This window comes from Mesorhizobium sp. WSM4822, from assembly GCF_055811155.1.
Genome location: NZ_JBVVQM010000036.1, coordinates 1 through 14299, shown reverse-complemented (window position 1 = coordinate 14299; position 14299 = coordinate 1). Strand labels below are relative to the sequence as shown.

Below are 14299 nucleotides of genomic sequence, written 5' to 3'. Positions count from 1 at the left end.
GCAACATCTATCGCGCGCCCTATCCGGATCTGTATCGGGGCGTCAGCGTCGAGCACTGCCTTTCGGCCTTGGACACGTGCAGTCCGGCCTCGAAACATCTGATCGAGTGCGAGACACTCGGCTGCGTCACATTCAGATGCGGCCATGCTTTTGAAACTCAAGCTTTGGGCCGCGGCTTCGAAGATGAGGAGCGAGTGGGTGTCCCACGTCGCGTAACTTAGACATGAAGCAGGTCTATAGCAGATGCAATTTTTTCCGTCTACGAGGCTGCCCTCATGTCTTCTATTTATTAAAAAAACGAGGCCAGAGCGAGCCATGAAACTGAACCCGTCGCGGGGCCAGTCCGAAGCATCCTCCCAGTTTGACGCGAAACAGGTGCGTTTGAGGGTAGGGTATCGTCGTAAATAACAACTATGGGAGGTCGTGATGGGGTATTTGACCAAGTATGGCAAGCCTATGCCGGAGGTATTCGACAGGCTCGCCGAAGAGGCAAAAAGGGGTGGCATGGACCGGCGTGAGTTCTTGGCGCTCGCCTCGATCTTTGGTGCCTCGACAGCTATGGCGTATTCGATGGTAGGTGCAACGCTGCCGGCATATGCTGAAGAGACACCGAGGAAAGGCGGAACATTGCGAATTGCCGCGACGGTCCATGGCGCTAACGATCCTCGCGTAAATGACGATGGGGGCATAGCTACCATTTACCGCCAGTTCTTGGACCCTTTGGTCAAATACACTAATGATTATACTTTCGAGCCCCGGCTTCTTGAGAGTTGGGAGGTCAGTGATGATGCGACGGCATATGTCCTGCATGTCCGAAAGGGTGTCACGTGGAACAACGGCGACGATTTCACTGCAGATGACGTGATGTTTAACCTGCTGCGCTGGTGCGAGAGGGATGTGCCGGGAAATTCGATGGCCGTGCGCCTGGCCGTGCTCATCGATGAGAAGACAGGAAAAGCGATAGAAGGCGCCATCAAAAAGGTCGACGAGCACACGGTTACACTTACGTTGCCCAAACCCGATATCACCCTCATCGCTGGCTTTGCCGATTACCCCGCCTTCGTAGTGCATCACGACTTCGAAAAGAACGGCTCGAACCTGGTCACGCATCCCGTTGGCACGGGTCCCTTCGAACTGGTGTCGTGGGACGTAAGCCAGAGCGCCGTCTTTAAGCGTCGGACAGGCGGGAAATGGTGGGGCGGCCAACCGTACTTGGACGAAGTACAGTTCATTGATTATGGCACCGATATTTCCGCCGAACAGAGCGCCTTCGAGTCAGGGGAAGTAGACGCGAACACCCAGACCTCTGCAAATGATATCGCAATATATGACGGACTGGGTCTGGTGAAGTCTGAGGCGAAGACAGCGGCGACGGTCCTGTGCGCTGCAAACGTCACAAACAAACCCTACGAAGATCAGCGGGTGCGCAATGCGTTGCAGTTGGCGGTCGACAATAGCGCTGTACTGCAAATTGCTTACAGTGGGCATGGGACGCTCGCTGCGAACTATCACGTAGCACCAATTCACCCGGAGTTTTACCCCGTTCCGGAAAAGAAACGGGATGTTGAAGCTGCTAGGCGCCTAATGGCTGAAGCCGGTCAGATGGACTTCGAGCACGAAATTATCGGTCCCGACGTGGGCTGGGTCAAGGACTCGGCCGATGCGATTGCTAGCCAGCTCCGCGAGGCGGGCTTTAGGGTTAAGCGAACAGTTCTGCCCGAGAGCACGTTTTACAACAACTGGATGAAATACCCGCTTTCGGTCACGAACTGGAACATGCGGCCGCTCGGCGTCCAAGTGCTGGCGCTAGCCTATCGAAGTGGCGCTGCTTGGAATCAAACGGCGTGGTCAAACCCAGAATTCGATAAGAAATTGGACGCGGCGTTGGCTGTGCCCGTCCCGGAGAAGCGCAAGGCGCTTATGAAAGATATTGAAACGCTTCTTCAGGATTCGGGCGTTATCATACAGCCTTACTGGCTCTCCGTATTTTGCCATTTCACCAAGCAGGTCCGAGGCTACCAGATGCACCCCACATACGATGTAGACCTCGGTAGGGTTTGGCTCGATCGAACTGGCTGAGATTCATGGTTTCATTAAACGATCAAGAGGCTTCGCCGACACGGCGAAACCGATTGCATCCCTGATTTGCCGCAGCGGCTCAGTTATGCGAAGCGTGAAGAGGTCGCCATCGAACATCTTGTCAATGACCACGGAATTGGGACCCTGTTTTTTCGCGCAAAAGGGACCCCGGTTTTCGGTGTTGAGAGGCACGCCGGTAAGCGCCCGATCAGGCGAAGCTGGTCGGGGTTGCACAGCCTGATCGGGCGCGACTGATTGGCTTTTGGACCTCAGCTTTGAGAGCGGCTCTTGAAGCGCCATGATTCGTTGCCAGTCTCGGCGATCTCGCAGTGATGGGTGAGGCGGTCGAGCAGCGCGGTTGTCATCTTGGCGTCGCCGAAGACGCTCGGCCATTCCCCGAAGGCGAGATTGGTGGTGATGATGACGCTGGTGCGTTCGTAAAGCTTCGAGACCAGATGGAAGAGCAACTGCCCGCCGGCCTGGGCGAAGGGAAGATAGCCGAGTTCATCGAAGACGACGAAGTCGAGCCGGGTAAGATGATCGGCAATGCGGCCCTGCCGGCCGGCACGGGTCTCGGTCTCGAGCCTGTTGACGAGGTCGACAACGTTGAAGAAGCGCCCGCGTGCGCCGTTGCGGATGAGAGAACGGGCAATGGCGATTGCCAGATGCGACTTGCCGGTGCCTGTCCCGCCGACCAGGACGACATTGCGCTGATCGGCGACGAAGGCGCCGGCGGAGAGGTCGCGGATCAGGCTCTCGTTAACCGGCGTGCCGGCAAAATCGAAGTCCTCGATATCCTTGGCCAGCGGAAGCTTGGCGACGGTGAGCTGGTACTTGATGGAACGGGCCTGCTTCTCCGATATCTCGGCCTGCAACAGATCGCCGACGATCTTCGGCGGTTCGTGCTGCCGCTTAATCGCGACGCCCATGATCTCGTCATAGGCCGCGCGCATCCCGAAGAGTTTCAGCGTCCCCATCAGTTCCAGTACTTCGGTGCGTTCCATGGCTGTTCGTCCTCCTGAGGCTGTCATAGCGGGCGCAGTCGGCGACCGGCTCGTGAGCGAGCTTCAGCGCCTGGGGAATGGAAAGGATCGTGCCCGGCGCCGGATCGCGGCTGCGGGCCAGGATGTTGAGGATCACCGCGGCCGACGAGACGCCGTGCTCGATGGCTTCCTGGCAGGCGGCCTCGACCGCGCTCAATCCGTCGGTCAGCACGCAGGTGAGGATCGACACCATCTGCCGGTCGCCGTCATCAACCGCCTTGAGCTTGCGGCGCACCTTCTCCATTGCCGACGGCAGGACCCAGCCAAGGAACGGCGCGCCGTTGCGCAATCCGCCCGGCTTGCGGGCCAGCACCGGCACGTAGTGCCAGGGATCGTAGATGACCTCGTTGCGGCCGAAGCAGCGGGCATGCTCGCCCACGACCACGCCGTCCTGGCGGATAATGATCCGGTCGGCATAAGCATGGATCTCGACGGGCCGGCCGACGGCACTCGACAGCACCGAGTATTTGTTGTTGTCGAAGCGCACCGTGCAGGTCTTCGACACCGACGCGGGAATGCAATGGAAGCCGTCAAAGCGCCCGGCATAGGGAATGAAGCTGGCGCGCTCTTCTTCGAATACGTCCCAGATCGTGCGCTCGCCCTGTTCGGGATGCCGATGCGTCTTGGCATAGGCAACGCATTTGTCGGCCAGCCAGCCGTTGAGATCCTCCAACGTCTTGAAGCGCAGCCTCGGTGTGAAGAAGCGCTCGCGCACCAGCCCGACCTGGTTCTCGACTTGCCCCTTCTCCCAGCCGGCCGCCGGCGTGCAGGCCTCCGGCTCGACAAGGTAATGCCCGCACATCTGCGCAAAGCGGCGGTTGTAGCGGCGATCCCTGCCGATGAAGATCGCGTCCACCGCCGTCTTCATGTTGTCGTAGATGCCGCGCGTGCAGGCGCCGCGGAAGAAGCTGAACGCCCGGTCATGGGCGTCGAACACCATCTCCTGCGTTTCGCGCGGATAGGCCCGCACGAAGAACATACGGCTGTGGCAAAGCCGCATGTGCGCCACCTTCACCGTTACCGTCACGCCGTCGAGCAGAACGATCTCGTGGCTCCAGTCGAACTGGTAGGCCTCGCCCGGCGCAAAGCTCAACGGAATGTAGGCTTCGGCCGCGGCGCTGCCGCGATCCGCCGCCCAGCTCTGAGCATGCCGCCACACCGAACTGTAGCTGCCGTCATAGCCGAGGCCGCGAAGCTCCTCAAAGATGCGGATCAGTGTCAGCCGCTCCCGCTGAGACTTGGCCGCATTCGCCGATAGCAGCCGATCCAGCTCGTCACGCTAGGCCCATCCGGGGATAAGGCTGATGCTTGCGCTCGTAGCGGAACTCTGTCTCCTCGGAACGCAAAACCTTGCGCACCACCTTCCGGGAGATCTTCAGCTCCCGGCGGATCGCCTTGATCGACTTCCCCTGCACCAGCGACAGCCGCGTATCTTCGCAATCGTCTCCACAACCAACATCCAAAACACAAATGCCTCCGATCAAACCGGAGGCATCTTGATGACCCCATCGTTAAGGGGTCCCGTTTGGACGAAAATCACCCCTCAAACAGGGTCCTCATTCCATGAAAAATCACACCAATGGCGACGTCGCCATGCACGCGGTTGCGTTGTGATCGGGCGTTACGCTGACGACTTCGTCACGGGTTTTGAGAAGAAGGCCGATGCAGAGGAGATGCTGTTAGCCCTCAAGGCACGGCTGGACGGCTTTGGCCTGACGCTCCACGAGGACAAGACGCGGTTGATCAAGTTTGGGCGGTTCGCGGCCCTCTCACGACAGCGGCGTGGCGAGCGGCGACCCGAGACCTTCGCCTCTCTCGGCTTCACCCACTACTGCGGGCGGACCCGGGATGGCCAGTTCATCGTGAAGCACAAGGCGGAAGGCAAACGCCTGACGCGCAAGCTGACGGCGCTGCGCCAGGATGCCTGCGGCTCATGCACGCGCCAATGGCTGCGCAGCACAGGTGGTTCGCCGCCGTTCTGCGTGGACACTACGGCTACTACGGCAGGCCGCACAACACCCAGCGCTCAACGGATTCCATCGGCAAGTGCGTCGGATATGGCTACGGTGTCTGAGACGGCGCAGCCACAAAAGCCGGCGCATGGCTGGTCGGAGTTCGAGACCCTGACGGCGCGCTTCCCCGTGCCAACTCCGCGCATCACTCGAACTTGGGCGCAAGCTCGGATATGACGCGGGTTACCCCTCGGGAAGAGGCGGGTGCGGGAAATCCGCCCGCCCGGATCTGTGAGGGTGAAAGCCGAATGGCTGAGCTACTCGACCACGCCGGCGTTTTTAACTCAAGCTTCGGGCAGCGACTTCGAAGACGTGGGGCGAGTGGGTCGAGAGTACAGGTCGCGCGCAGCTTAGACATGAAGCAGGTCTATGGCAGATTTGATCTTTTTCATCTACGAGACTGCCGGCATATCGTCTAGTCTAAAAGAAAAAACGAAGCCAGAGCGTGCCATGCACGGTCGGAATCTGAACCCATCGCGGGGTCAATTTTACAATTATGGCTGAGCCATAGAATCAATACGCCTTGCCCTGGAGATTACCTATGATGAGCAATGCTCCCAACACCGAGCTCGTGAAGTCTCAACAGGAGTATTGGTCTGAGAACGGCGGCACGGCGGCCGCCCGCGCTGCCTTGGCAGGCTTTGCCGGTCGTTCTGACCTCGTACGCGAGTTCCTGGACGACCCTTTCGGCCGCCACAGTGCCGATCTCCGGTTCATTCTGGATGTCATGCGTTCCCAGCCAACGGGTGGCAAATGGTTCACCATCATGACCAAACCCTATACCGAGTGGCGCGCTGCGCGCTGGTCGCGAGACGGGTTGGACATTGCCGAAACGGCGCCAGAATATTTTCAAACGCGGGAGGATGTTGAGCGTTGGGTTTTCAAACAACGCTGGCGACATCTGATCGGTGCACTCTCGCTGCAGGAAGATGATGATGAAGCCTGATCGCCCAATTATTCTCGCCTATGCCGACCGCGACAGCGTAAAACCCGGCGAGACCATCGCCTTCGCTGTGAGCTGTCTGAAGCTCGACAGCTTCGAATGCGATTTCGTCCGGCTGCTCGGCTGCGATGCCGGACCGGAAATGCCACCCTTCCAGCCGTCCGTCATAGCGGCGCCGGAGGCCAAGCGTTATCCCGGACGCGAGCAACCTATCCGCACTGGTTCCTACATTGAGGTCGAAGGATCGCAGCGCTTAGCAGATCTTGGGCCGATAACGCTTTGTGCGAACATTTTGCCGACCCTTATTGGCGGGCAACCGCGCTGCCTGCTCAGTACGCTGACCGAGGGAGGGCGTGGGGGAGTAGCCTTGCGGCTCGAGGCAGACGGCTGCCTGGCGGCGGTCCTCGGCGATCCTGTTGAGCCGCGGATCTACCGCCTGGAGCCACCCTTGTCTCTCTGGCGCTGGAGCTTCGTTGCGCTGAGCTACGATCCCGAAAGCCGAAACTTGATGGTTGCGGTGTATCGCCTCGCTTCCGGGACGCACGACCATGCTGGCGCGAGCAGTCTGGCTGTGGACGATGCGGCGCCGCCTGCGCTTGGCGACGGCCACCTCCTGATAGCTGCCGAGCGGGATGAGGACGGATTTCCTTGCCACCACTTCAACGGCAAAATCGAGCGTCCTCGCATTCTGGCTGCGGCGCTGTCGCTCGAACAACTCAGCGATTTGGCTGCACGTAGGCCAACAGAATCTGCGGATTGGCCTTGCCTGGCCGATTGGGATTTGGTGGGCGAGCCTGCGTCAGACGTTGTCCGAGACCAATCAGGCTTTGGCCACAACGGCGTCTGCATCAATCAGCCCACCCGCGCCGTCCAGGGATCGAATTGGGACTGTTCCACCACGGATTGGCGCCGCACCCCTGACCAGTACGGCGCTATTCACTTCCACCACGACGATATTGAAAGCCCCGGCTGGCAGGAGGACCTGCGGCTCACAGTTCCGGCCGACTGGCCGAGCGGTTGCTACGCGGCCCGTCTGCGTGGCGCGGATGCGGAGTTCTATGTTCCGTTCTACGTGCGGCAGGCTGCCAAAGCTTCCAGTGCTGTTGTCTTCCTGGCGCCGACGGCGACCTATGCAGCATACGTCAACTGTATATTCCAGCGGCAGAGTGTAGAGTATGGAATGGGTTGTCTTGCCTGCTTCCACACGCCGCTCGACCTTTTGGCTGTTGAACTCCCAGCTCTCGGTAAATCGCTCTACGATCAGCATGACGACGGCAGCGGACGGTGGATTGGGTCGCTCCGGCGGCCGGTACTGAACCGGCAGCCCGGAGGCTTGCTCTGGAATTTTCAGATCGATCTTTGTCTTCTCGGCTGGCTTGCCCGCGCAGCTCCCGATCACAACGTGTTGACGGACGAAGAGCTGGACCGCGAGGGCCTAGCGGCCTTAGAAGGCTGTGGCGTGCTGGTGACCGGAAGTCATCCGGAGTACTGGTCTCAACCGATGTTGCAGGCTCTTGACGGCTTTCTCGCTAAGGGTGGGCGGCTCATGTATTTAGGTGGCAACGGATTCCACCACACCATTGATTTCCATCCGCAAAGGCATGGCTTGGTTGAGCTCAGGCGGCGCCAATCAGAACATGGCCGAATCGGACCGGGGGATGCCCACAGCAGCTTCACTGGCCGGCTCTGTGGGCTATGGAAGGATCTGGGCAGATCCGAGCAGTCGCTCGTTGGCGTCGGATTTCGGACACAGGTTTTTGACCGCGGCAGTTACTATCGTCGCCTGCCGGCCGGCGACGATCCGCGGGCGCGCTTCATTTTTGAAGGCGTTGCAGAAAACATCATCGGCGAGTTCGGTGTTCTTGGCGGAGCGGCGGGTCTTGAGGTTGACACGGTAGACCAAGCACTCGGCACACCGCATCATGCGCTCGTGGTCGCGGCATCAGAAGGCCATGTGCGCTCCATGGAGGGGGTTGAATTCTTCACCGCACTCTGGAACGACGCGCCAAGAGAGCCTATTCGTGCTGATATGACGTTCTTCGAGACACCCGCAGGGGGCGCCGTCTTTTCTGTTGGTTCGATAGCTTGGGGCAGCTGCCTCCCGTACGATGGCTACTCGAACAATGTCGCCCTCATTTCTGAGAACGTGCTCCGCCGTTTTCGCGATCCGACGCCCTTCCAAATGCCAGACTAAATGCGGCTGCCGCATAAGGTGGGAATCGCAGATCCTGCAGTCTGCGACCCTCAGGCTATCTCTCTGAACCACATGCGGCTGCGGACCGCCGGAAGGTGGAGTTTTCCGGCTGTTTCACGATGGCGGGCTGACGGCGCCATCGGGGTTGATCAACGAGATCGGAACCTTGTGCCCGATTGCGCCGTGTGGGTGGACCGACCCGTATGAGCATTGAGGGCCCTGTAATGGGGTCGGAGCAAAGGGGTCGGATCAGGTGGTCGTATTGTTTGGAACCACTGGAAACAGGATGAATTCGATAGGTACGACAGAGAAGCCGTTTCGGTTCAGCCGTTCGGCCCTGTCCACTCTGGCTGATACGTCAACCGGAAGCTCAGGGCGTGGATCATGCGCAAGTTCAAGCGCTTTCAGTCCCATAAGACGCGTGCCAGCCTCATCTTGAGAAAGCTGGCGCGGGAAAATCCCGGACTGTTCGTGCATTGGAAGGTGTTCGGAACGAATACGTTCGCCTGATGGGAGCGGTGTGAATCGAGAGGTTCACGCACCGTTCTGCGAGAGGCCGGCAGGTGAAATTCCTCCGGCCTACTCACCCCGGCCTCTCCACAAAAATGGCCCGCCTGCGGGGAAGAGCGCCGCGCGGCGAGCGCTGCCGGGCCGGCGTACCGCATGGCCACTGGAAGACCACGACCTTCACCGGCGCGCTGCGGCTGACAGGTATGACCGCGCCTTTCGTCTACGACGGCGCCATGAACGGCAATGTGTTCCTTGCCTATGTCGAGCAGGTGCTGGTTCCAACCCTGTCGCGGCCGTAATAGGCTATCCATCCCCGAAGGAGCGGATTGAGCTGTTGGGCGATTTCAGCCAGCGTCCCCGGCGTCTGCCGCGGTATGTTCAAGCTTTTAATCGTCGTTCGCATCTATTTCAGTGCCGTGGGGCTGGCCGCAGGCGTGTAGCCACAGAAGAACTCGTCTCGCTGTGTCTTCGCCACCCGTCGCGGCCGGAATTGATACCCGAGGAAGTCGAACACGACATTCAGGTATTTGCCCCTGCGCCTTTGGTCCTTGCAATAGACGATCTTGGTCTTTGTCGGATGCATTTGAAGCCCGCATGCCGCCAGTCGAGCACCAAGCTCCGCCTTGAGGGCTTTGGCTTGCTGTTCACTCCGGCAGTGCACAAGGCCATCGTCAGCATGGAGGGCGAAGTCGTCATCATGGACAACCTGCCCGCCCACAAGGCCGCCGGTGTGCGCGACGCGATCGAGGCGGCAGGCGCGAGCCTGCTCTACCTGCCGCCCTACAGTCCGGACTTCAACCTTATCGAAAACGCCTTCTCAAAACTCAAGGCTCTCATGCGCGCCAAAGCCGAGAGAACCATCAAGGCTCTGTGGGACACGGTCGGCGCGGTCGTCGACCTCTTCACCCCAGCCGAATGCGCCAACTACTTCAAAGCCGCAGGATATGAACCGGATTAAACAGGACGTGCTCTAAATTCTGGCGTGGCTTCGAAAGTCGACGGCATGGCCTCTGATAGCCATGCCGCCACACTGCTTGGTTCATTCACTGGGTTCAGTGTCTTAGCTTCTGACGATCACCTTTTTGGCTCAGGCTGCTTGATCGAGCCAAACCTTGCCGAGGTCGATCTCGAACATCGGGTGCATCGCATACCCTTTCACTCGTTTCGTAGAGTGATTGAACAAAGTAAGCCAATAAGGCTGAGTGATAATGCCGGAATCCTGTAGAAGCGATTCAAGATCATGCATCAGCTCCTTGCGCTTCTGTGGATCCGGCACTGTCAAGGCCTTGTCAAGTTTCTCATCGAATTCCGGATTCGACCAGCCGGTCTCATTCCATACGGCACCCGTGCGGTAGGCAAGTGCCAGTACCTGGACGCCAAGCGGCCGCGCGTTCCAGTCAGTTGCCGATAGCGGATATTTCATCCAGTTCTCCCAAAACGTGCTATCGGGAACGATCGTGCGTTTGACCTTGAAGCCGGCGTCGTGCAGTTGTGCAGCCATGGCGTCTGCACTGGCTTTGAGCCAATCTGCGTCGCTGCTGAATAGCTCATGTTCAAAGTCCATCTGACCGGCTTCGGCCATAAGGCGTTGGGCAACTTCAACATCTCGCTTCTTTTCGGGTAGCGGATAGTATTCAGGGTGCAGCGGTCCGACGTGGCAATCCACGGCAATAGTGCCGAAACCATTCTGAGCGGTTTGTAGAACAGTGTTGTTGTCGATGGCCAACTGCAACGCCTTCCGCACCCGCTGGTCATCGTATGGCTTGTTGGTTACCTGAGTGCGACAAATGATCGTTTCCGTTGTTTTTGCCTCAGATCTCACTAAGCCGATTTTGTCAAAGATGGCGACGTAATTCGCGAACGTCTGCTCGTTCGCATCAATTTCGCCTGATTCGAAGGCATTCTGAACGGTCGAAGGGTCGCTGCCATAGTCGATGAATTGCACCTCATCGAGATGAGCTTCGCCACCCCACCAGCTTCCATTTGTTCTGCGCCTTAGTACAGCCTTTTGGCCGACATCCCACGAGACCAGTTCAAACGGCCCCGTTCCTATCGGGTATTTTAGAATGTCCGATCCATGTTTGTCGAAGTCACGATGCACAATCAACGCGGGGTAGTCAGAAAACCCGGGAATGAGCGTGATGTCCGACTTTGATAGCTTGAGCTTAACCGTATGCTCGTCGACTTTCGTGATGGCGCCTTCGATGACTTTTCCTGTCTTGTCATCGAGGAGTGCGGCCATACGCGCGGACATCGAATTTCCAGGCGCATCTTTTTCGCACCAGCGGAGAAGGTTAAATATCACGTCGTCGGCATTGAATTCGTCGCCGTTGTTCCATTTTACGCCTTTGCGGACGTGCAGAGTGTATTCGCTGGCATCCTCATTGACATCCCAACTCTCGAGAAGTCGCGGTTCGAACGTGTATTCTCTCGTGTACTTGACCAGCCCCTCCAGGAACTGCCTGCAAATGTTCGAGATTTCTGAATAGTCGCTTGTTCGGGGATCCTTTGGGCCATAAATTGGCATCGCGATTCGAAGAATTCCGCCTTTCTGAGGCACCTCGTCAGCATGCGCCGGGAGCGGTGCGCCCAGCATTGAATATGCCATAGCCGTAGAAGCACCAAATATGGAAGCGAGCGCCAGAAACTCGCGCCTGTCCATCCTACCTTTTCTGGCCTCTTGGGCGAGTTCGTCGAGAACCTTTGGCATCGGGCCGCCATGCTTTGTTGGACGCTCCACTTCAACCTCCCTTGTTCGTCTACGAGAAATTCACGCTATCTGACGCAACCGAGGATCTGGTCAGCGGTGTCGCTGCCACACAGTGAGCATCCAGTCACGACCTTGTTATTTTATGAATAGATCATGTGCCCGGCGCGGCTCGTAGACGAAAAAGATGTCGCTTGGTATAAACACCCCTCATGTCAAAACGAGCAGCTTTTACCCGGGGCGTTTTCGGCAGAGCTCCGAGGCGAGCCGTTGCCAGCTTCTTCCTCCGGTCGAAGGATCCGTCGTTGTTGTCGCGGCCGTCATACGGAGATGACTTCAAGGCGTCGCCAATGGTGACGTCCCGAGACGTGGTGTAGCTGGTAGCGCGGTGGTCATCGGCGCTTTCCGGTAAGGTCTGGTTGCGAGACCAACGCCTTTCCGGAAGGAACACCGATGACCGACGACATGATGAACCTGCGCACGCTCGTGGAGAAGACGCCTGATGCCGATTTTCTGCGCGAGATGATCGGCTTCGCCGCCGAGCGGCTGATGGAGATTGAGGTGGGTGCCGCGACCGGCGCCGCCTGGGGCGAGAAGTCGCCGCTACGGACAGCCCAGCGCAATGGCTACCGCGACAGGGACTGGGAGACGCGCGCGGGCACTGTCGAGCTGCGCATCCCGAAGCTGAGGAAAGGCTCCTACTTCCCAGGCTTCCTGGAGCCGCGCCGGATGGCCGAGAAGGCGCTGACGGCGGTCATCCAGGAGGCCTATGTGCAGGGCATCTCGACGCGCTCGGTCGACGATCTCGTCAAGGCGATGGGGATGAGCGGCATCTCCAAGAGCCAGGTGTCGCGGCTGTGCGAAGAGATCGACGGCAAGGTGAAAGCCTTCCTCGAGCGACCGATCGAGGGTGATTGGCCGTATCTCTGGATCGACGCCACCTACCTGAAGGCCCGTCGCGGTGGTCGCATCGTCTCCGTCGCCGTCAACATCGCGGTCGGCGTCAACACCGACGGCCGCCGCGAGGTGCTTGGCATGGAGATCGGCACTTCGGAGACCGAGCCGATCTGGACGGAGTTCCTGCGCAAGCTGACGCGCCGCGGCCTGCGCGGCGTGAAGCTTGTCGTCTCCGATGCCCATGAGGGCCTGAAGGCGGCCGTCACCAAGGTGCTCAGCGCAACCTGGCAGCGCTGCCGCGTTCACTTCATGAGGAACGTTCTCGCCCACGCCGGCAAGAGCGGCCGGCGCGTCGTCTCGGCCTTCATAGCCACCGCCTTCGCCCAGGAGACGCCCGAGGCCGCCAGCACCCAGTGGCGTGCCGTCGCCGACCAGATCCGATCCAAGGTGCCGAAACTCGCCGCTATCCTCGACGACGCCGAACCCGACGTGCTCGCCTACATGACCTTCCCGAAGGAGCACCGGGCCAAGCTGCACTCGACGAATCCGATCGAGCGCCTCAATGGCGAGATCAAGCGCCGCACCGACGTCGTCGGCATCTTCCCCAACGACGACGCCATCGTCCGACTCGTCGGCGCGCTGCTGCTCGAACAGAACGACGAATGGGCCGTCCAGCGCGCCCGTTACATGACGCTGGAAAGCGTCGGCCAATTGAGCGATGATCCCCTCATTAGCCTGCCCGCAGTGGCGCGCTGATCAGCCCGGCCATGCCGGACAGCACGGCGACCAATGCCGCCAGCTACACCACGCGGTGGGACACTATCTCGCCAGGTTGTGGCGCCTGTTTAACCAGTTTGACCTTGCCCCCAGTTTCTATCCAGTTTTGAGTTCGTTTCCGGCGTGGGTTGTGCCCTGCTGGGCAGGTGAAGCGACGGGCGCTGGCGCGGAGCCTTTGGCATAGCGGAGCGCGAGCGACCGTCGCGGATTGAAGGTGGTGGCGAACTCGGCCGGTGTCTGCCAGGCTATTTGGGAGTGCGGCCGCGCGGTGTTGTAGTCGGCGCGCCACAGGGCGATGGCGACGCGCGCCTGAGCCAGCGAGGTAAACAGCGTCTCGTTGAGCAGTTCATCGCGCAGTCGGCCGTTGAAGCTCTCGATGAAGCCATTCTGCATCGGCTTGCCAGGCGCAATGTAATGCCATTCGACGCGGTTCTAATCCGCCCAGGAGAGGTGAACTCGCTGCGATTGTCGCTGACGATCATCCTCGGCCGGCCGCGCTCGGTGATGAGCCGGTCCAATTCGCGGGCAACCCGCATGCCCGAGAGAGACGTATCAACGATGAGTGCCAGGCACTCTCTCGTGCAGTCGTCGACGACGGCCAGGATGCGGAAGCGGCGCCCGTCGGTGAGCTGGTCCGATACGAAGTCGAGCGACCAGCGCTCGTCGGGCCTCAGCGGCACCAGCATCGGCGCCCTGGTCCCGATCGCCCGCTTGCAGACGCCACGGCGGCGAACGGCGAGCTTCTCCTCCCGATAGAGCCGGAACAGCTTCTTGTGGTTCACGACCAGGCCCTCCCGCCTCAGCATCACGAGAAGATGCCGGTAGCCGAACCGGCGACGCTCCTGCGCGATCGCCTTCATCCGCTCGCGAACCTCGCGGTCATCCGGCCTGCTGGTCTCGTAGCGAACCGTCATGCGGCAACAGCCGATGGCTTTACACGCCCGCCGTTCGCTCATCCCGAAGGCTTCCTTCAGGCGAGCGACAGCTTTCCGCTTGGCCGCGGGCGTCACCATTAATGGGATGGTCCGCCCCGTCCTCCCGCAGCATCATCTGGGCAGTCACAACAAAGGAGGTTGCAATGTCCCCACGCAATGCGCCGCGCCCTGCGGCCGTCTATGGTGTCGATATCGGCAAGAA

Annotated in this window: 10 protein-coding genes and 4 pseudogenes; 9 read left to right on the top strand and 5 right to left on the bottom strand. The window is 59.7% G+C overall.

Going from position 1 to position 14299, the window contains the following annotated elements; all coding sequences use genetic code 11:
- Nucleotides 1–221: hypothetical protein (locus AC0L3E_RS33725; protein ID WP_473606788.1), on the top strand; the 221-nt coding region annotated here is incomplete at its 5' end.
- A gap of 205 nt (nt 222–426) precedes the next feature.
- Entirely contained in the window at nt 427–2079 is a 1653-nt protein-coding gene (locus tag AC0L3E_RS33720) for an ABC transporter substrate-binding protein (RefSeq protein WP_473606787.1), read from the top strand.
- 269 nt (nt 2080–2348) lie between these two features.
- On the opposite strand, the gene istB is transcribed toward AC0L3E_RS33720, so the two are convergent.
- A complete protein-coding gene (gene istB, locus AC0L3E_RS33715) occupies nt 2349–3083 on the bottom strand; it encodes an IS21-like element helper ATPase IstB (RefSeq protein ID WP_473606786.1) in 735 nt (244 codons plus the stop codon).
- A pseudogene (istA, locus tag AC0L3E_RS33710) lies at nt 3016–4581 on the bottom strand (IS21 family transposase). Before istA ends, istB begins: the two are co-directional and overlap by 68 nt.
- 151 nt (nt 4582–4732) lie before the next feature.
- On the opposite strand from istA, the gene AC0L3E_RS33705 reads away from it, so the two are divergent.
- The 5 genes and pseudogenes from AC0L3E_RS33705 to AC0L3E_RS33685 form a co-directional block, all read left to right on the top strand.
- Nucleotides 4733–5311, top strand: coding sequence for a hypothetical protein (locus AC0L3E_RS33705; RefSeq protein WP_473606784.1), 579 nt, complete (start codon nt 4733–4735; stop codon nt 5309–5311).
- Nucleotides 5312–5675: 364 nt separating this feature from the next.
- Nucleotides 5676–6080, top strand: a complete 405-nt coding sequence (locus AC0L3E_RS33700; protein WP_473606783.1) for a N,N-dimethylformamidase alpha subunit family protein — start codon at nt 5676–5678, stop codon at nt 6078–6080.
- Nucleotides 6070–8271, top strand: coding sequence for a N,N-dimethylformamidase beta subunit family domain-containing protein (locus AC0L3E_RS33695; protein WP_473606782.1), 2202 nt, complete (start codon nt 6070–6072; stop codon nt 8269–8271). Before AC0L3E_RS33700 ends, AC0L3E_RS33695 begins: the two co-directional genes overlap by 11 nt.
- Nucleotides 8272–8655: 384 nt before the next feature.
- The gene (locus AC0L3E_RS33690) at nt 8656–8781 is read left to right on the top strand and encodes a hypothetical protein (protein ID WP_473606780.1); all 126 of its coding nucleotides are present in this window, start codon (nt 8656–8658) and stop codon (nt 8779–8781) included.
- An 80-nt stretch (nt 8782–8861) separates the two neighbouring features.
- A pseudogene (locus tag AC0L3E_RS33685) lies at nt 8862–9068 on the top strand (transposase); the annotation flags it as partial.
- On the opposite strand, the gene AC0L3E_RS33680 reads toward AC0L3E_RS33685, so the two are convergent.
- Nucleotides 9038–9184, bottom strand: coding sequence for a group II intron maturase-specific domain-containing protein (locus AC0L3E_RS33680; protein ID WP_473606778.1), 147 nt, complete (start codon nt 9182–9184; stop codon nt 9038–9040). The pseudogene AC0L3E_RS33685 and the gene AC0L3E_RS33680 overlap by 31 nt on opposite strands.
- A gap of 279 nt (nt 9185–9463) precedes the next feature.
- Here AC0L3E_RS33680 and AC0L3E_RS33675 point away from each other — a divergent pair.
- Nucleotides 9464–9739 (top strand): annotated as a pseudogene (locus tag AC0L3E_RS33675) (transposase); the annotation flags it as partial.
- Between the two features lie 129 nt (nt 9740–9868).
- Here the strand turns inward: AC0L3E_RS33675 and AC0L3E_RS33670 are convergent.
- Nucleotides 9869–11491 (bottom strand): ABC transporter substrate-binding protein, encoded by a 1623-nt coding sequence (locus tag AC0L3E_RS33670; RefSeq protein WP_473606790.1) that lies wholly within the window; start codon nt 11489–11491, stop codon nt 9869–9871.
- A 450-nt stretch (nt 11492–11941) separates the two neighbouring features.
- Between AC0L3E_RS33670 and AC0L3E_RS33665 the strand changes: the two genes are divergently transcribed.
- The gene (locus tag AC0L3E_RS33665) at nt 11942–13141 is read left to right on the top strand and encodes an IS256 family transposase (protein ID WP_473606777.1); all 1200 of its coding nucleotides are present in this window, start codon (nt 11942–11944) and stop codon (nt 13139–13141) included.
- Nucleotides 13142–13258: 117 nt separating this feature from the next.
- Here the strand turns inward: AC0L3E_RS33665 and AC0L3E_RS33660 are convergent.
- Nucleotides 13259–14175: pseudogene (locus tag AC0L3E_RS33660) on the bottom strand (IS3 family transposase); the annotation flags it as partial.
- Nucleotides 14176–14299 lie beyond the last annotated feature (124 nt).